Source organism: Silvimonas soli, assembly GCF_030035605.1.
Lineage (GTDB): Bacteria > Pseudomonadota > Gammaproteobacteria > Burkholderiales > Chitinibacteraceae > Silvimonas > Silvimonas soli.
Genome location: NZ_CP106736.1, coordinates 3,267,606 through 3,286,035 on the forward strand (window position 1 = coordinate 3,267,606; position 18,430 = coordinate 3,286,035).

At 57.6% G+C, this 18,430-nt stretch carries 12 protein-coding genes and 1 tRNA gene; 5 read left to right on the plus strand and 8 right to left on the minus strand.

All coding sequences use genetic code 11. The features are described 5' to 3' along the window. The first annotated feature begins 214 nt into the window (after nucleotides 1-214). On the plus strand, nucleotides 215-484 hold the full coding sequence (locus N7220_RS15040; protein ID WP_283148336.1) for a hypothetical protein: 270 nt from the start codon (nucleotides 215-217) through the stop codon (nucleotides 482-484). 187 nt (nucleotides 485-671) lie between these two features. On the opposite strand, the gene N7220_RS15045 is transcribed toward N7220_RS15040, so the two are convergent. Further along, a tRNA-Ser gene (locus tag N7220_RS15045) sits at nucleotides 672-761 on the minus strand. Nucleotides 762-870: 109 nt separating this feature from the next. Here N7220_RS15045 and mltF point away from each other — a divergent pair. The 4 genes from mltF to N7220_RS15065 all read left to right on the plus strand — a co-directional run bounded on the left by mltF (nucleotide 871) and on the right by N7220_RS15065 (nucleotide 6,215). Continuing rightward, nucleotides 871-2,376, plus strand: a complete 1,506-nt coding sequence (gene mltF, locus N7220_RS15050; RefSeq protein WP_283148337.1) for a membrane-bound lytic murein transglycosylase MltF — start codon at nucleotides 871-873, stop codon at nucleotides 2,374-2,376. 147 nt (nucleotides 2,377-2,523) lie between these two features. Next, nucleotides 2,524-3,912: a glutamate--tRNA ligase gene (gene gltX, locus N7220_RS15055; RefSeq protein WP_283148338.1), complete on the plus strand. Its 1,389-nt coding sequence runs from the start codon at nucleotides 2,524-2,526 to the stop codon at nucleotides 3,910-3,912. Between the two features lie 83 nt (nucleotides 3,913-3,995). Continuing rightward, a complete protein-coding gene (gene nagZ / locus N7220_RS15060; protein ID WP_283148339.1) occupies nucleotides 3,996-5,531 on the plus strand; it encodes a beta-N-acetylhexosaminidase in 1,536 nt (511 codons plus the stop codon). 216 nt (nucleotides 5,532-5,747) lie between these two features. Further along, a complete protein-coding gene (locus N7220_RS15065) occupies nucleotides 5,748-6,215 on the plus strand; it encodes a hypothetical protein (protein WP_283148340.1) in 468 nt (155 codons plus the stop codon). Between the two features lie 88 nt (nucleotides 6,216-6,303). Here the strand turns inward: N7220_RS15065 and N7220_RS15070 are convergent, their stop codons facing one another. The 7 genes from N7220_RS15070 to glgB all read right to left on the minus strand — a co-directional run bounded on the left by N7220_RS15070 (nucleotide 6,304) and on the right by glgB (nucleotide 18,374). Then, the gene (locus N7220_RS15070) at nucleotides 6,304-6,852 is read right to left on the minus strand and encodes an NUDIX domain-containing protein (protein ID WP_283148341.1); all 549 of its coding nucleotides are present in this window, start codon (nucleotides 6,850-6,852) and stop codon (nucleotides 6,304-6,306) included. Between the two features lie 162 nt (nucleotides 6,853-7,014). Then, nucleotides 7,015-9,462, minus strand: a complete 2,448-nt coding sequence (gene glgP / locus N7220_RS15075) for a glycogen/starch/alpha-glucan family phosphorylase (RefSeq protein ID WP_283148342.1) — start codon at nucleotides 9,460-9,462, stop codon at nucleotides 7,015-7,017. A gap of 21 nt (nucleotides 9,463-9,483) precedes the next feature. Further along, nucleotides 9,484-10,920, minus strand: a complete 1,437-nt coding sequence (glgA, locus tag N7220_RS15080) for a glycogen synthase GlgA (protein WP_283148343.1) — start codon at nucleotides 10,918-10,920, stop codon at nucleotides 9,484-9,486. 111 nt (nucleotides 10,921-11,031) lie between these two features. Beyond that, a complete protein-coding gene (gene glgC / locus N7220_RS15085; RefSeq protein ID WP_283148344.1) occupies nucleotides 11,032-12,306 on the minus strand; it encodes a glucose-1-phosphate adenylyltransferase in 1,275 nt (424 codons plus the stop codon). Between the two features lie 162 nt (nucleotides 12,307-12,468). Continuing rightward, nucleotides 12,469-14,100: an alpha-D-glucose phosphate-specific phosphoglucomutase gene (locus N7220_RS15090; protein WP_283148345.1), complete on the minus strand. Its 1,632-nt coding sequence runs from the start codon at nucleotides 14,098-14,100 to the stop codon at nucleotides 12,469-12,471. 6 nt (nucleotides 14,101-14,106) lie between these two features. Beyond that, nucleotides 14,107-16,197, minus strand: a complete 2,091-nt coding sequence (glgX, locus tag N7220_RS15095; protein ID WP_283148346.1) for a glycogen debranching protein GlgX — start codon at nucleotides 16,195-16,197, stop codon at nucleotides 14,107-14,109. Beyond that, entirely contained in the window at nucleotides 16,194-18,374 is a 2,181-nt protein-coding gene (gene glgB / locus N7220_RS15100) for a 1,4-alpha-glucan branching protein GlgB (protein ID WP_283148347.1), read from the minus strand. The genes glgX and glgB overlap by 4 nt, the downstream gene beginning before the upstream one ends. Nucleotides 18,375-18,430 lie beyond the last annotated feature (56 nt).

An 18,430-nucleotide genomic window follows, 5' to 3' on the forward strand; every position in this document is an offset into this window, starting at 1 on the left:
TGGCTTCGCCTGACATAAAACTGTCTAAGGCTTGTGCGAAGTTTTCTTCGCATTGAAAGTGCCCCAGCAGATTCTTGCAAGTGGATGTATTCTCAGGGATGGGCATGGAGGCAACCGGATGAATATCATCAGGTTTTGCTTCTGCATCGGTATATGAGGGAGGCGCGCTGTGATTTCAGACCGCCATCCCGATCTGGTAACGAGGAGCGTGAAAATGATCGAATCGAGGAAAGGACATTGGCACCAGGCGGGCATCGCAATGGCTGCTGCCGGGTTGCTGGTGCTATCTGGCGCAAGCTTTGCCACGGAGCAATCACAGCAGCGCCAGGAAGGCAGAAACGCCAACCAGTCTGCCAAACACGATGCGCGCTCAAACAAGGTGGACTGCCGGCAAGCAAACGAGAAGAGCAACTCTGCTTGCCGCCAGGACAAACGCGACACCAAGCAGACTGGCCGCCAGGACAAACGCGATATCAAGTATTAACGCGGTGTGTCTGATGGATGTGGCGTGCCTGGGTAAAGGAACGCGCAGCGGCGGTTTTGCGTACGGGTAAGCGCAGTTACCCGGTGTGATAAAGCTGAAAGCAAGGCCGGATGGCTTGGCAGTTCACGCGCATAAACCGCGAAAACAAAAAAGCCCTGAATAGTTTCAGGGCCTTTTGTTGGTTCTTTGGCGGAGAGGGAGGGATTCGAACCCTCGGTAGGCTCGCACCTACGCCTGATTTCGAGTCAGGTACATTCGACCACTCTGCCACCTCTCCGCAAAGAAGGGCGGATTCTAGCCCGTTTTCTCTGGTCTGCCAAGTCTTCACGTTTGCGCTGAGGCAATAAAGTTGGCAGACTGCCGGTTCCTTAACGCTTAGGAGTCGCATGAAACGCTGGTTGATCTCATTGGCCGCAGTGGCACTCGTGGGTTGTGGAGGCATGAATGACAAAGCTTCCGATCAACATCTTGTGTCATGGAAAGATTCGAAAGAGCTGGTAGTTCTGGTCCAGAATGGCCCGACTTCCCTCTACATCGATGCCGAAGGCAACTACGCCGGTTTGGAATACGACCTGCTAACGAAATTTGCCCAATCCAATGGCCTGAAAATTCGCTTTGTAGTGGACAGCAGTTACGCGCGTCTACTGCAACGGCTCCAACACAACGAGGCGCATATCGCCGTTGGCTTGCATGCCGACGACTCGCACCCCGGTCTGGTGTTTGGACCCTCCTATCAATCGGTTTCACCCGTGCTGGTTTATCCGGCAGCCATGACCGAAGCAGCGGCCTGGCAAAAGCTGTACAACGGGGAAGCCACCATCAAGACCCTGCCGCAATATGTCCCGGCGCTGGACAAACTCAAAATCCAGCACCCATCTCTGACATGGCAGGTCGTTCAAGACCAGGACAACGAAAGCCTGATTCAAAGTGTGTCCGGCGGCGAGCTTGATTTCGCGCTGGTGGATTCGCACGCGGCTGATGTGGCGCAGAATTATTTTCCGCAGGTGGGCATGACTGACACCATCGGTACGCCGCAGCAACTGGCCTGGGCTTTGGGCAGCAATGACAAAGATTTGCAGGGCATGGTCCAGCATTTCTTTGGCCAGGTGCAGGCCGACGGTACTTTGCGTCAGCTGATGGATCGCTACTATGGTCACGTCAATCGTGTCGATCAGATGGATGCGCAGGCCTTCCTGGATAAACGCCAGGATGTTTTGCCGACCTTCAGCAAGTGGTTCCACGAAGCCGAGAAGAAAACCGGTCTGGACTGGCGCTTGGTTGCCGCCTTGTCTTATCAGGAATCGCATTGGGACCCATCTGCCGTTTCGCCATCTGGCGTGCGCGGCATCATGATGCTGACCACCGATACGGCACAGCGGCTGGGCGTGGATCGTCTTAATCCGTATCAGAGCATTCTGGGCGGTGCGCGTTATATCGCCACGCTGCGTGATGGCCTGGATCAAGGTGTCCCGGAACCGGATCGCACGTTCATGGCGCTGGCCGCGTACAACGTGGGCTTGGGCCATTTGCTTGATGCGCGTGAGCTGGCGCGCAAGATGAACAAGAACGCCGATAGCTGGGCGGATGTAAAAAGTATCCTGCCATTGCTGCGCCTGCCCAAGTACTTCAGCCAGACCAAGTACGGATTTGCCCGCGGCGGCGAGCCGGTGGTGTTTGTCGAGTCCCTGCGGACGTACTACGACGTGCTGGCGCGATTCGAGCCGCCCATGAGCGCCTCGCAGCCGGTGTTGTCCAGCGAGATTGAAGTGCGCAACCCGCACAACTTGCCGCTGGCCATCAACAGTGCGCTGCGCCCCGCGCCAGCCGCACCGGTTTCCGCGTCTGCCGTGGCAGCCAAAGCGCAGCCCTTGCACCTGGCAATGCTTCACTAGTGATTCCGGGCGCAGTTCGCGCCTGTTCACGTTGTTCCTCATGTTCTCGCCACCGGCCTGCCAGCGTGCAGCGCCGGGATTTTGGCGAGGCAGCCTCACAGCCGGTACAATGGCGCTCTTATTGCACACCGCAACAGAGAGCCTATCGTGACCGTTCGTACCCGTTTCGCCCCTAGCCCCACCGGTTTGCTGCATATCGGCGGCGTGCGCACCGCGCTGTTTTCCTGGGCGTTTGCCCGCAAGAACGCTGGCACCTTCGTGCTGCGTATTGAAGATACCGATCTGGAACGCTCCACTCCCGAATCGGTACAGGCGATCATGGACGGCATGCATTGGGTCGGTCTGGACTACGACGAAGGTCCGTTCTACCAGATGCAACGTATGGACCGGTACAAGGAAGTGATTCAGCAAATGCTGGCCGCCGGTACCGCGTACTACTGCTATTGCAGCAAAGAAGAACTCGAAGCCATGCGCGCCGAGCAAGAAGCGCGTGGCGAAAAGCCGCGGTATGACCGCCGGTGGCGTCCGGTACCTGGCAAAACCTTGCCGCCAGCCCCGGCTGATATTAAACCGGTGGTGCGCTTTCTGAACCCGATTGACGGCGTAGTGGCTTGGGACGACCAGGTGAAAGGCCGCATCGAGATCAGCAATACCGAAATGGATGACCTGATCATCGCCCGCCCGGATGGCACGCCCACCTACAATTTCTGCGTGGTGGTGGATGACTGGGACATGAAGATCACCCACGTGATTCGCGGGGATGACCACGTCAACAACACGCCACGGCAGATCAATATTTTCAAGGCTCTGGGTGCAACGCTGCCGTTGTTTGGCCATTTGCCGATGATCCATAACGATCAAGGCCAGAAGCTCTCCAAACGCCGTGACGCGGTGAGCGTGGTGGATTACGACAAAGCCGGTTTCCTGCCCGAAGCGCTGTTGAACTATCTGGCCCGCCTGGGCTGGGGCCACGGTGATGACGAGTTCTTCACCATGGAGCAATTTGTTGAATGGTTCGACCTGAAAGACGTCAGCCCTAGCCCGAGCCGTTTCGACCGGGAAAAGCTGCTGTGGCTGAACGCGCAGCATATCAAGGTGGCGGAACCCGCACGTCTGGCTGCGCGTGTGGCCGATTTCCTTAGCGACAAAGGCATTGATGCCAGCACTGGCCCGGCGCTGACTGACGTGTGCATGTTGCTGAAAGACCGCTCACAAACGTTGGTGGAAATGGCCGACCAGGCGGAGTACTTCTATCGCGCGCTGACCCCAACGACCGACATCGTTGAAAAACATCTGACACCGGATGACGAAGCGCGGCTGGGCTTCTTCGCTGAAAGCGCTGCCAAGCTGGAAACCTGGGATCAACCGACTCTGGGCCAGTTCATCAAAGACTTTGTCAAAGCCCAAGGCGTGAAGATGCCAATGGTGGGCATGCCTTTACGGGCCAAGGTGCTGGGCACCACGCATACGCCGTCGGTCGATGCCGTACTGGCACTGCTGGGGCGTGAAGAAGTACTCAAGCGGCTGGCGTCCTGATCGCCATGCGCTAACAAGCCCGGGGTAGCCGCAACTGGTTCATCCGGGCTTTTTCATTTCATGTGGTTTGCCCAAGATATCCAATGATGACTCTTGACCAACTTTCACTCGAACAGAAAATCGGCCAGTTGTTGATGGTGGGTTTTGATGGCCTGACACCCAATGCCCACATCGAACATCTGTTGCGCCAGCGCCAGGTGGGCGGCGTGATTCTGTTCCGGCGCAATGTCGATCAACCGCCGCAGATTGCCGCGTTAAACCGCGCTTTGCAGCAGATCAACGCTGAACGCAGTGATATCCCGCTGTTGATCGGTATTGATCAAGAAGGCGGCATGGTGGCGCGGATTGAAAATGGCGTGACGCCGTTGCCGTCGGCACTGGCTTTCCAGGCGGCTGGTTCGGTGGACGATTGCGAAACACTCACTCGTTACGCGAACGAAGAATTGCGGCAACTGGGCTTCACGGTCAACTTCGTCCCGGATGTCGATGTGAACAACAACCCGCGCAATCCGGTGATCGGCGTGCGCGCGTTTGGTGAAACGGTCGAGCAGGTCATCACGTACAGTCTGGCCGCCCTGCGTGGGGTGCAGGCGGCGGGGCTGGCGGCAACGGCCAAGCATTTCCCGGGACATGGCGATACCGATGTTGATTCGCATCTGGGCTTGCCACGCGTGCCGCATGACAGGGCGCGGCTGGACGCAGTGGAACTGGCACCGTTCAGGGCAGCTATCGCCGCCGGTGTGGATACGGTGATGACTTCGCACGTGGTGTTCCCGGCCTTTGAACCGGACCCCAATACGCCGGCAACGATGTCTCACGCGGTGCTGACGGGCCTGCTGCGTGAGGAACTGGGTTTTGAGGGCGTGGTATTTACCGATTGCCTGGAAATGGATGCCATTGCCAAAGGCCCAGGCACGGTGGCAGGGGCGGTGGCCGCATTCAAAGCCGGAGCCGATATCTTGCTGATCTCGCACACGCAAGCGCGGCAAGAGGGCTTTCTGGACGCATTGCTGGCCGCCGTTCAACAAGGCGAAATCAGCGAGAGCCGGATCGATCAGTCCGTTGCGCGCATCCTGGCGCTGAAGGCCGCGCGCGCGACGAACTGGCAGCAATTGCCGGTTGACCCGACTGCGCAACTCGCGCAACCGCAGGCACTGGCGCTGTCCCAGGACGTACATCGCCGGGCGGTGACTACAGTCGGCCAGTGCGCTGTGCTGAATCCGGCCCAGCCGGTATTGCTGATTACGCTGGAAGTGCACGAGCGCACGGAAATGGATGAAGTGGAGCCGCGCACTGATACTTTAGCTGCGCCACTGCTGGCAGCTGGGCTTACTGTACAGGAGGTTCGTCTGCCACTGGCGCCAGGTGCGGCGGATATCGCCAGCGTGGCGCAACTGGCGGCGCAGGCCGCACAGGTGGTCATGGTGAGCTACAACGCCATCTTGCAACCGGCCCAGCAGCAACTGCTGGCGCAATTTCCCGCGCACAAGCTGTGGCTGGTGGCCGGGCGCTTGCCGTATGACCTGGGGCTGCTGGACAACGCGCGCGGCAGGTTGACTGTCTTTGCCAATCGTCCGGCAGCACTGGCAGCGATTGCCGAGCGTCTGCTGAAGCCATAACGCGGCAGCGTGTAGAGGCAAGTCGTGGGCTGGCCTGGATGGCATTGGGTTGGTCATGACAAACGGGTATGTGGACAAACGCACTTCGGTTGCCTGAAGGTGGCAGCTATACTGCAACTTTTTTGCGGTTTGCGCGTTAGCTAGAAGGCAGGCGTTTTACCCATTTTTGCATCGGGCATTGGTCCGGTGTTCGCACAACGTTTTTTGGGAATCAGTATGAAACGAATTCTGGCGCTGTGTTTAAGCGCACTACTGGTCACGGCCACAGCCTTTGCTGAAGATGCACCGCTGCCGTTTGATGATCCGAACTCTGCCCCACCAGCGGGTCAAGTGCATCAGGCTGCCAAACCCGGCCACGCCACCAAGTCGACCGGTGCCAAGCAATCGGGCAAGCAGCAGGGCAAGTCGCACCATACGGGCAAGGCTAAATCCGGTAAGTCCACGGCCAAGAAGCCCGCTGGCAAACCAGCCAATAAAGCCACAGGCAAGTCGTCTGGCAAGGCGGGCACGACCCACACGTCCAAATCGCAGGGCAAGCACGCTGCCAAGCCGACCAAAGGCACTGCCGCAAAAAAACCGGCCACGTCCAGCAAGTCGACGTCCAGCAAGTCCAAATCGACCAAGCCTGCGGCATCGACCAAAACTGCGAAGCCAGCCAAGGCTCAGCACAAACAACACCAATAAGCTCGCCGCAAACTTTCGCGGGGCGAATCAACAAAAAGGCCGGAACATATCCGGCCTTTTTGTTTTGCTGCGGTGATCTGCGCGGGCGTCAGGCCTTGAACAGTTGTTCCAGCCAGAACACGCCAGCAACGGTTTTGCCATCGGTGATGCTGCCATCCAGAATCCCGCTGACCAGTTCTTCCCGCCGTTTGGTGACCAGTTCCAGAAACTCGCCTTCATCCAGTTGCGCATCTCCGGCGACCAGACCTTCGGCCAGGAAGATATGAATTTCTTCAGATGTATAACTGATGATCGGGTGGATCACGCCCAGCTTTTTCCAGTGCTTGGCGGTATAGCCGGTTTCTTCCAGTAATTCGCGCTTGCCGCAAGCTAACGGATCTTCGCCAGCATCCAGTTTGCCTGCCGGGAACTCCAGAAAAACGCGATTAAACGGATAACGGAACTGCCTTTCCATCAGCAAAGAGCCATCGTCCAGTACCGGAATCACCATCACCGCGCCGGGGTGTTTGATGAACTCGCGCGTGGCTTCGCTGCCATCGGGTAACCGCACGGTGTCGCGGGTGATATGCAGCAGCGCGCCGTCAAAGACGTTTTCGCTGGCAATACCGGTTTCGATCAGATGAGCATCGTCTTTCATTGGGGGTTTCCAGAAAGTGGCCGAAATTGCGCGCTAGCCTGTGAGTGTGACACCAGCGCGCATCCAACAAGTTTGAGTCGGCATTATGCCTGACTGACGCTGGAATGAATTCGGAGGCAGCCTGGGCTGCCTCCGACGGGGACCGCGTTGCGCCGGTGCGGGTTAGAGTTTGACTGGCTGCACGTTCCAGATTTCTTCGGCGTATTCGCGAATGGTGCGATCCGACGAAAACGGCCCCATGCCCGCGATATTCATCACCGCGCTGTGGGTCCAGGCGGCCTTGTTGCGATAGAGCGCGTCCACCTTGTCTTGCGCATCCACGTACGAGCGGTAATCGGCCAGCAACTGGTAGTGATCACCCCAGTTCACCAGTACATCAAAAATGGCGCGATAGCGTTCCGGGTCATCCGGGCTGAAGTGACCGGATGCCAGCAGGTTGAGCACCTCATGCAATTCGGCATCTTCATCGTAAAATTTGCGCGGGTTGTAGTGCTCTTTGCGCAAGGTTTCGACCTGGTCGGTGGTGTTGCCGAAGATAAAGATGTTCTCATCGCCGACATGCTCTTTGATCTCGACATTGGCGCCGTCCAGCGTGCCAATGGTGAGCGCGCCATTGAGGGCAAACTTCATATTGCCGGTGCCTGAAGCTTCGGTGCCTGCCAGGGAAATCTGCTCTGACAAATCCGCCGCCGGAATAATCAACTCCGCCAGACTCACCCCGTAGTTCGGGATAAACACCACTTTGAGTTTGTCGCCAATGACCGGGTCGTTATTGATTTTGCGGCCCACGTCGTTGATCAGTTTGATGATCAGCTTCGCCATCTTGTAGGCCGAAGCGGCTTTGCCGGCGAAGATCACCACACGCGGCACCCAGTCTTTTTCTGGATGCTTGATGATGCGGTTGTAACGGGTGATCACGTGCAGCACGTTAAGCAACTGGCGTTTGTATTCGTGGATGCGTTTGACCTGCACGTCAAACAAGGCGTGCGGATCAATCACCCCGCCCATCTTGCGGGCAATGTACTGGGTCAGCCGCTGTTTGTTGGCGAACTTGGCTTCGGCCACGGCGTCGATAAACGCCGGGAAGTCGATATGCTGTTTCAGTTCGGCTAGTTCATCCAGATTGCCGCGCCAGGTTTTGCCGATGTAATAATCAATAACGCCGGAAAGCGCCGGATTGGCCTGCGCCAGCCAGCGGCGCGGAGTAATGCCGTTGGTTTTATTGCAGAAGCGATCCGGGAACAGCGCCGCAAAATCGGCGAAGATCGATTGCACCATCAAGTCTGAGTGCAGCTGCGACACGCCGTTGATCTTGTGACTGGCGACCACAGCCAGCCAGGCCATGCGCACCCTGCGCTCGCCGGATTCATCAATCAGCGAGATGCGGCGGATCAGGTCGATATCATCTTTGTGGTGATCGCGCGTATCGTCCAGGAAGCGCTCATTGATCTCGAAAATGATCTTCATGTGTCGCGGCAGCACGCGATTCAGAATCTCGACCGGCCAGGTTTCCAGCGCTTCGGACATTAGCGTGTGGTTGGTGTAGCTGAACACTTTCTGGGTGATGGCCCAAGCCTCATCCCACTTGATGTCAAAGTCATCGATCAGCAGCCGCATCAGTTCTGGAATAGCCAGCACCGGATGCGTGTCGTTCAGATGGATCGAAGTTTTCTCGGCAAACTTGGCGAAGTTTTCATGCGTCTGCCGGTAGCGCCGAATGATGTCCTGCAAACTGGCCGAAGTGAAGAAATACTCCTGGCGCAGGCGCAGTTCCTTGCCGCTATAAGTCGAATCGTCCGGGTACAACACACGCGAGACGTTTTCAGAAAGATTCTTTTCTTCAACGGCGGCAAAGTAATCGCCCTCGTTGAACTTGGACAAGTTGATCTCGTTGGAGGAGCGTGCCGACCACAGCCGCAGCGTGTTGGTGGCGATGGTGTCGTAACCGGGAATGATCTGGTCATGGGCGACGGCAAACACGTCCTGCGTCTGCATCCAGCGCGTGCGTGAGCCTTCCATTTGCAAGTGGCCACCGAAGCGCACCAGATACTGCACTTCAAAACGCTCGAATTCCCATGGATAACCGTTGGCCAGCCAGTAGTCCGGCGATTCCACCTGGTTGCCGTCGATGATGCGCTGTTTGAACATACCGTAGTCGTAGCGGATGCCATAGCCATAGCCGGGCAAGCCCAGGGTGGCCATGGAATCCAGAAAACATGCCGCCAGCCGTCCCAGACCGCCATTGCCCAAGGCGGCATCGGGTTCGAGTTCAACCAGTTCGTTGTAATCCATGCCCAGTTCATCCAGCGCGCCGCGCACTTCGTCATACAGCCCGAGTGCCAGCAGGGCGTTGGTGAGCGCACGGCCGATCAGGAATTCCATGGAGAGGTAATACACGCGCTTCACGTCTTGCGAATACTGGGCGCGGGTGGTGCGCATCCAGCGTTCAATTAACCGGTCGCGCACCGCCAGAAATGAAGCGTTAAGCCAGTCTCTAGATTGCGCCGAAATCGGATCTTTACCGATGGCGAACACCAGTTTGTTGGCAATGGAGCGTTTGAGCGACGCTACGTCGGTGTTGGGGGAGTCGTGGACGAACGAAACCGTCATCGTGAATCTCCAGTCAGGCCGTCAGGCCAGTAGCTGTTCATAAAGATTGAAGTACGAGCGGGCCGAGTTTTCCCAGCCAAAATCTTGTGTCATGGCTACTTTGCGCACGGCTTTCCAGTCTTTGGGACGAGCCCAGAGTGCCAATGCGCGCCGCATGGCCTGACGCAAGCCATCTGCACTGAATTCTTCAAACACAAAGCCGGTGGATTTTTCATCCGCCATATCTTCCAGCGTAGTGTCCACAACCGTATCCGCCAGCCCGCCGACGCGACGTACCAACGGCAATGCACCATATTTGAGTCCATACAACTGGGTGAGCCCGCAAGGTTCAAAACGGCTTGGCACCAAAACCACATCTGCCGCCGCCATCAAACGGTGCGATTGCGCCTCGTCATACCCGATCTGCACCGTAACCTGCCCAGGCTCATGCAGCGCTGCCGTGTTAAAGGCGTGTTCCAGATGCTGGTCACCGCTTCCCAGCAAGGCAAACTGCGCCCCGGCGGCTACCAGTTCCGGAAGCAATTCCAGTACCAGGTGCAGGCCTTTTTGCTCGGTGAGGCGACTGACCACCACAAACAAAGGCGCGTCGGCATCGGATTGCAAAGAGGTTTGCTCTTGCAGCGCCAGTTTGTTGCGGGTTTTTTGTTGCGGTTTGTCCGCTGAATAGGTTGCCGGGATTAAGGCATCGGTCAGCGGGTCCCACACCGCGCTATCCACACCATTGAGAATGCCGGTTAACGCATCGCGCCGGTCGCGCAACAGGCCATCCAGCCCGCAGCCTTGTTCAGCTGTGGTGATCTCACGTGCATAAGTGGGGCTGACCGTGGTGATGTGGTCGGCGAAGTACAAGCCCGCTTTGAGAAATGAAATCTGCCCGTGAAACTCCAGCCCGTTCATATTGAAAAAACTGCCAGGCAAACGCAAACCATCAAACACCCACGCCGGGAAGACGCCCTGATAAGCCAGGTTGTGTACCGTGAACACCGATTTGGCCGGACGCCCACGTGCTGCCAGATAAGCGGGCAGCAAACCGGTGTGCCAGTCATGGCCATGCACCACCTGTGGGCGCCAGAACGGGTCCAGCCCGCTTGCCAGTTCGGCCCCAATCCAGGCCAGCAGGGCAAAGCGCAGGTGGTTGTCGTTATACGGTTCGAGATGCGGGTCCAGATAAGGGTTGCCGCTGCGGTCGTACAGACCTGGCGCGTCAATGACGTAGATTTCCAGATCGCTCTCGGCCACGCGCCCAAACAACACGCGTACCCGTCCGGCAAAGGTATCCAGCGTGCCGACTTCACCTTCTTCCACGAAGCCTGCGCGTATTGCCGGAAAGCCCGGCAACAACACACGGGTATCTACGCCCAGTTCTTTCAGCGCGGGTGGCAGTGCGCCAGTCACATCGGCCAGGCCGCCGGTTTTAAGCAACGGAAACAGTTCAGAACAAACGTGCAGCACTTGCATGTCAAATCTCTCCCTGCGTTACCTCAATGAGTAACGTATTGGGCGCTGTTCAGGTTGCAGGCTGATAACAGCGGGTGCCAAAACACGGCTGGCGTGTTGTGCTCAGATAGATCACAACTTGGCGAGCATGTCCCGGGTGATCAGCACCACGCCTTCTTCGCTGCGATGAAAGCGGCGGGTGTCTTCTTCGGCGTTCTCTCCGACCACCAGTCCGTCCGGAATCACGCAAGCGCGATCAATCACGCAGCGCCGCAGACGGCTGGAGCGACCGATAACCACGTCGGGCAGGATGACCGCCGAGTCGATTGTGCAGAACGAATGCACGCGCACGCTGGAAAACAACACCGAGTTGATCACCAGCGAACCGGACACAATGCAGCCGCCGGATACCAGCGAGTTCAAAGTCATGCCGTGGCTGCCATTGCGATCCTGCACAAACTTGGCTGGTGGCAGTTGTTCCTGGTGGCTCCAGATTGGCCAGGTACGGTCGTAGACGTCCAGTTCCGGCGTAACCGAGGCGAGGTCCAGGTTGGCTTTCCAGTACGCATCCACGGTACCGACGTCGCGCCAGTAAGGTTGGGATTCGGGGTCGGATGACACGCAAGACAATTCAAACGGATGGGCAAACGCTTTGCCTTCGCTCACCGCTTTGGGGATCAGGTCTTTGCCAAAGTCATGGCTGGATTTGTCATCGGCGATGTCTTCATCCAGCATTTTGTAGAGGTAATCGGCGTTGAAGATATACACGCCCATTGAGGCTAGTGAAGATTCTGGCTTGCCCGGAATCGGCGGCGGGTCTGCGGGTTTTTCGACAAAATCGATAATGCGGCGGTATTCATCCATGTGGATTACGCCAAAGGCCGAGGCGTCCACCCGTGGTACTTCAATACACGCCACCGTGCACTCGCCACCTTGCTCGACGTGATCGAGCAACATGCGTGAGTAATCCATTTTGTAGATGTGATCCCCGGCCAGGATCACCACGTATTCCGGGCGATAGCCGCGGATGATATCCATGTTCTGATACACCGCATCGGCCGTGCCGCGATACCAGTGTTCTTCGTCGATCCGCTGCTGCGCGGGCAGCAGATCAACAAACTCATTCATCTCGTTACGCAAAAACGACCAGCCGCGTTGCAGATGGCGCAGCAGACTGTGCGATTTGTATTGGGTGATGACGCCAATGCGTCGGATGCCCGAGTTCAGGCAATTGGATAGGGCAAAGTCGATGATGCGGAACTTGCCACCAAAATGGACGGCCGGTTTTGCTCGCTTATCCGTCAATGCCTTCAGCCGCGACCCGCGCCCACCTGCCAGAACCAGCGCTACCGATTTATTCGGTAGTTGTCGGGCCAGCGTGATTTTGTCCATGATCGGATACTGCATGGTTGTCTCCACGGTTTTCTGGTGAGCGCCCATTTGTCTGCCCTCTTTATATGGGTTAGAACCGTTCACAAATCTGTTTGGGCAGGCACCTGGCGGCTGACGTGTTGCAAAGTCAGGCCAGGTGTTGCCACCCTGACGGCTTTGGCGCGGGTACTAGTGGTTTCAGGTCACGACCGTGGGTTCCTTACGGCCAGTTAGTTCGGCAATGCGCGCCAGTTCACGAGATGCGGTGATGAGGTCGGCCAATGCCTCTTGCGGCGGCGTGGCGTGACGGGTGACGTCAGCCTCGTAGCTTTCAAGATAGACCCGTAGCGTGGCACCTTCCGTACCGGTGCCAGACAGGCGGTAAATGATGCGGCTGCCATCAGCAAAAATGATGCGCACGCCTTGTTTCTGGGACAGCGAACCGTCGACCGGATCGAGGTAGGCGAAGTCGTCCGCCAGTTGCACGGTGCGGTTGGCCAGTTGCGTACCGACCAGAGTGGTCAGCTTGCCGCGCAGATCACTCATCAGCGTATTGGCGGCGTCAGTGTCGATGCCTTCAAAGTCGTGGCGCGAGTAGAAGTGACGGCCATACTTGGCCCAGTGTTCTTCCACAATCTCGGCCACGCCCTTACCGGTGGCGGCCAGAATGTTCAGCCAGAACAACACGGCCCAGACGCCATCTTTTTCGCGGATATGGTTGGAACCGGTGCCGTAACTTTCTTCGCCGCACACAGTCGCTTTGCCCGCATCGAGCAAGTTGCCGAAAAACTTCCATCCGGTTGGGGTTTCATAAGCCGGAATCCCCAGCGCCTTGGCGACAACATCGGCCGCTTGCGAGGTCGGCATAGAGCGCGCAATGCCAGCCAGCCCGCTCTTGTAACCTGGCGCTACAGTGGCATGGGCGGCGATGATCGCCAAGCTGTCTGACGGCGTGACCACCAGCTTGCGCCCGACAATCATGTTGCGGTCAGCATCGCCATCCGAAGCAGCGCCGATATCGGGAGCGTCGGCTGCATCCAGATGTTCGATCAGATCGGTGGCGTAAACCGGGTTGGGGTCCGGGTGATGGCCGCCGAAGTCTTCCAGCGGAATACCGTTAACCACTGAGCCCTTGGGCGCACCCAACAAGCCTTCCAGAATCTCTATCGCGTAAGGACCGCCCACGGCAGACAAGGCGTCGTAACGGATACGATGGCCATTGGCCAGCCAGGTTTTGATAGCATTGAAATCAAACAATTGCTGCATCAGTTCAGCGTAATCGGCCACCGGGTCGATCACTTCAACGGTCATGCCATCCAGCGTGCCGCTGGCGATGGTATCGATGTCGTAATCCAGCGCATCGGAAATCAGATAGCGGGTGATGGTCTCGGTTTTGGCGAAAATGGCGTCGGTGACTTTCTCGGGTGCCGGGCCGCCGTTATCAATGTTGTACTTGATGCCAAAGTCGCCATCTGGCCCGCCGGGGTTATGCGAGGCCGACAAAATAATGCCGCCAGACAATTTGTGTTTGCGGATCACGCAACTGGTGCCGGGCGTAGATAGAATCCCGTCTTTACCGACCATGACTTTGGCCACGCCGTTGGCGGCGGCCATTTTCAGAATGGTCTGCACGGCGACTCGGTTGTGATAGCGGCCATCGCCGCCGAGCGCCAGGGTTTTGCCTTTGACATCACCCAGCGCGTCAAAGATGGCCTGGACAAAGTTTTCCAGGTAATGCCGTTGCTGGAACACGCCGACTTTCTTGCGTAGACCCGAGGTGCCCGGTTTCTGGCCGGTAAAAGGCTGGGTCTGGATAGTTTGGGTACTCATGATTTTTCAGTCCGTTGATGTTGGCGTATTTTTGTTTTGGGTCTGGATAGACAGGGCAGGGGCGTCGATAGGGCATTCGTCCGACAGCATGACCGTCACACTGCGCGGTGATGCGCGGTATTCATCCTGATGCAGACCTGATTCTCTGGCCTGCGCACTTGCAAGCTTTACTCGCCAGCAACCGGCTGGCAAGCGAAATTCCAGTTGGTGAGCCGAGCCGTTGATCAACACCAGGATGCCGCCGTTCAAGGCCAGCATCATGGCGCGGGCGGCGCTGTCATCCCAGTCATGCGATTTCAACAGCCCGCCCGACGGGTTGAGCCATTGCACATCGTATTCATCGGCTTCGGTGGACGGCGTCTCGCGCCACCATTGGCCATTAACCAGCGCCGGGCAGTTTTTGCGCAGGGCAATCAGCTCGGCCACAAAGTCGGTGAGGCCGGGGTCGGCACTGGACCAGTTCAACCAACTGGTGGCGTTGTCCTGGCAAAACGCATTGTTGTTGCCGCCCTGGGTTTGACCTAGTTCATCGCCAGCCAGCAGCATGGGCGTGCCTTGCGCCAGGAACAGCGTGGCAAGCAGCGCCCGGCGTGAGCGGTCGCGCAGCAGTTGCACGTCTTCGTCGTCAGTCGGGCCTTCTTCGCCGCAATTCCATGACAGATTATCGCTGTGACCATCGCGATTGTTCTCGCCATTGGCCTTGTTGTGCTTCTGGTTGTAACTGGTCAGATCGGCCAGCGTGAAGCCATCATGCGCGGTGATCAGGTTGATCGATGCCCACGGCTTGCGGCCCGGAATATGAAACAGATCGCTGGAGGCCGCCAGGCGTTGTGCCAACTGACCGCGATTGACCCCATCGTGTAGCCAGAAGCGGCGCAGCGTATCGCGATACTGGTCGTTCCATTCCGCCCAACCCGGTGGAAAGTGGCCAAGTTGATAGCCGCCTGAGCCCACGTCCCACGGTTCGGCAATCAATTTGACGCGGCTGAGAATCGGATCTTGCGCGATGGCGGCAAACGGCCCGGCTTGCGTGGTAAAGCTGCCACTGGCGCCACGGCCGATGATCGGGGCCAGATCAAACCGAAAGCCATCGATATGGCATTCGGTAACCCAATAACGCAGGCTGTCCATCATCAGTTGCAACATGCGCGGGTGGCTGAGCTTGAGAGTGTTGCCGCAACCGGTCCAGTTCTCGTAATTGCCATCGCCAGTCAGGTGGTAATAACTGGCGTTATCAATGCCGCGTTGCGACAGCGTGGGTCCAGCCGCATCCAGTTCAGCGGTGTGGTTGAACACCACATCCATGATCACTTCAAAACCCGCACGATGCAGCGCTTTGACCAGATCACGAAACTCGGAAAGCGGCGTACTGCCTTTGGCGCCGGACCAATAACGCGTTTCCAGTGCCATCAGCGCCAGCGGGTTGTAGCCCCAGTAATTGACCAGGTTCATGCGTTGCAAACGCGGTTCGTCGGCATGCAGCGTTACCGGTAGCAATTCAACCGTCGTCACGCCCAGCTTTTGCAAATGCGCAATCACGGCGGGGTGCGCAAAACCGGCGTAGGAACCACGCAACGCTTCAGGCACATCCGGGTGCAACATGGTCATGCCGCGGACGTGGGCTTCGTAAATCACGGTTTGTGACCATGGATGACGCGGGCCAGCGTCACCTTCCCAATCGTATGTTTCGGCCGTGACTCTCGCTTTGGGGGCGAGTTCAGCGCTGTCGGTCGGATCTGCCTGACCCGGGTTTTCCAGATCATCCCCCAGAAAGTTGGAGTGATCGTGGACATGCCCGACGACATCCTTGGCGTAGGGGTCGAGCAACAATTTATTGGGATTGAAACGATGTCCGTCACGCGGCGCATAAGGGCCGCTCACCCTATACCCGTAAAGCTGTCCCGGTTTGCCATTGGCCAGATAGCCATGCCAGATGCCGTTCTCGTTAGCGGGCAAGCTCAGCCTGGTTTCGGTGCCGGCGGCATCAAACAGACACAGTGTGACCGCCGTGGCGTTCTCCGAGAACAAGGCAAAGTTGATGCCCTCGCCATCGAAAAAGGCACCAAGCGGCCAGGCACGCCCTTCTTGCAGCGTCATGGTGCTACCCGCTTCAGATAGATGGTCGCCAGAGGTGGCAAGGTCAGCAGCAGCGATTGGGCAAAGCCGTTGCAAGCTTCATCAGTGGTGTATTGCGGCGGATTGCCGATGTCGCCGCCGCAGTAATATTGCGAATCGGTATTGAGGATTTCGGCGTACTGGCCGCTGTGTGGCACGCCCACCCGGTAGCCTTCGCGCGGGACCGGGGTGAAGTTACAGATCACCACGATTTCTTCACCGGCCACGTCATTGCGGCGGAAGAAGGCGTAGATCGAATTGGCCGCATCGTCGGCGCTGATCCAGCCAAACCCTTCCTCGGTGAAATCCTTCTGATACAGCGCACCTTCGCGGCGGTAAGTCTGGTTCAGATCGCGCACTAGCGTTTGCACGCCACGATGCCAATCGATTTCCAGCAAATGCCAATCCAGGCTGGTTTCGTGATTCCACTCTTGGCCCTGGGCGAACTCGCAGCCCATAAACAGCAGCTTCTTGCCCGGATGCGCCCACATAAAGGCGTAATACGCGCGCAGATTGGCAAATTTTTGCCAGGTATCGCCGGGCATGCGGGTCAGCAGTGAGCCTTTGCCATGGACCACTTCATCGTGCGACAGCGGTAGCACAAAGTTTTCGTGCCACGCGTACATCAATCCAAAACTCATCTTGTTGTGATGATGTTTGCGATGCACCGGGTCCAGCATCATGTACGACAGCGTGTCGTTCATCCAGCCCATATTCCACTTGAAGTGAAAGCCCAGCCCGCCATCGGCAGGCGGTCGGGTTACGGCCGGGAAGGCGGTAGATTCTTCGGCAATGGTGATCGCCTCCTGGCGCACCGTGCCGACGGTTTCGTTCATGCGTTTGAGAAAATCAATGGCTTCCAGGTTTTCCCGTCCGCCAAAGCGGTTGGGAATCCATTCACCTTCTTTGCGGCTGTAGTCGCGGTAGAGCATCGAGGCCACGGCATCCACCCGCAGGCCGTCAATGCCGTAACGCTCAACCCAGTACAACGCGTTGCCGATCAGGTAATTGCGGACCTCATTGCGCCCGTAGTTAAAGATGAGGGTGTTCCAGTCCTGATGAAAGCCTTCGCGCGGATCGGCGTGTTCGTACAGGTGAGTGCCGTCAAAGGTGGCCAGCCCCGCGGCGTCGGAGGGGAAGTGTCCAGGCACCCAATCCAGAATGATGCCTAAGCCGGCTTTGTGTGCGGTGTCGACAAAATGACGGAAGTCATCGGGCGAACCAAAACGTGAGGTCGGCGCATAGAGCCCTAGCGGTTGATAGCCCCAGGAGGCATCAAACGGATGCTCATTCACCGGCATCAACTCGATATGGGTAAAGCCCAGACCTTGCACATATGGCACCAGTTGATCGGCCAGTTCGCGGTAAGTGAGCCAACGCTGGCCTTCTTCGGGGATGCGTCGCCATGAACCAAGATGCACTTCGTAAACGCAAACCGGCGCGTTAAAGGCATTGGCCTGGCGGCGCTCAACACTCGGCTCCACCCACGCCGGCAAACGGCTAACGCGAGAGGCTGTGCCTGGCCGCAACTCCATCGACAAACCATACGGGTCGGACTTCAAAAACACATCGCCGTTGTGGTCGCGAATTTCGTATTTGTAGAGTTGGCCGATCTGCGCGCCGGGCATGAATAATTCCCAGACACCGCATTCAGGCCGATACCGCATGGGATTGCGGCGGCTATCCCAGAAATTGAAATCGCCGACCAGTGCTACGCGGCGGGCGTTGGGCGCCCACACAGCGAATGACACGCCACCGACGCCATCAATGGTGGTCGGATGCGTGCCCAGTTTTTCATAGGGGCGAGTGTGTGTCCCTTCTGCCAGCAGCCAGATGTCCATATCGCCCAGACTCGGGCCAAACCGATAAGCATCTTCCAGATCAAACTGGCCGTGCTCCCAGGTCACCAGCAAGCGGTAGGCAAAGCGGTTTTTGCGGCGCGGGATAACACCTTCAAAAAAACCGCGCTCATCGGTGCGTTCCAGCGTGGCCAGCTTGCGGGCGTTGATGTCTATAACGCTGACTTCAGTTGCATCCGGCTGAAAAGCGCGCACCACCAAGCCTTCGTCAGTTTCATGCAGACCAAGTATCGAGAATGGATCGGCGTGATCGCCAGTGAACAGGGCATCCCGGGCGGCGGTTGCTAGCTTATAAGGCATGACGCGATCTCTTGGTGGGCGTTTATAGGCAAACGGATTGATGTCACGTGCTATAT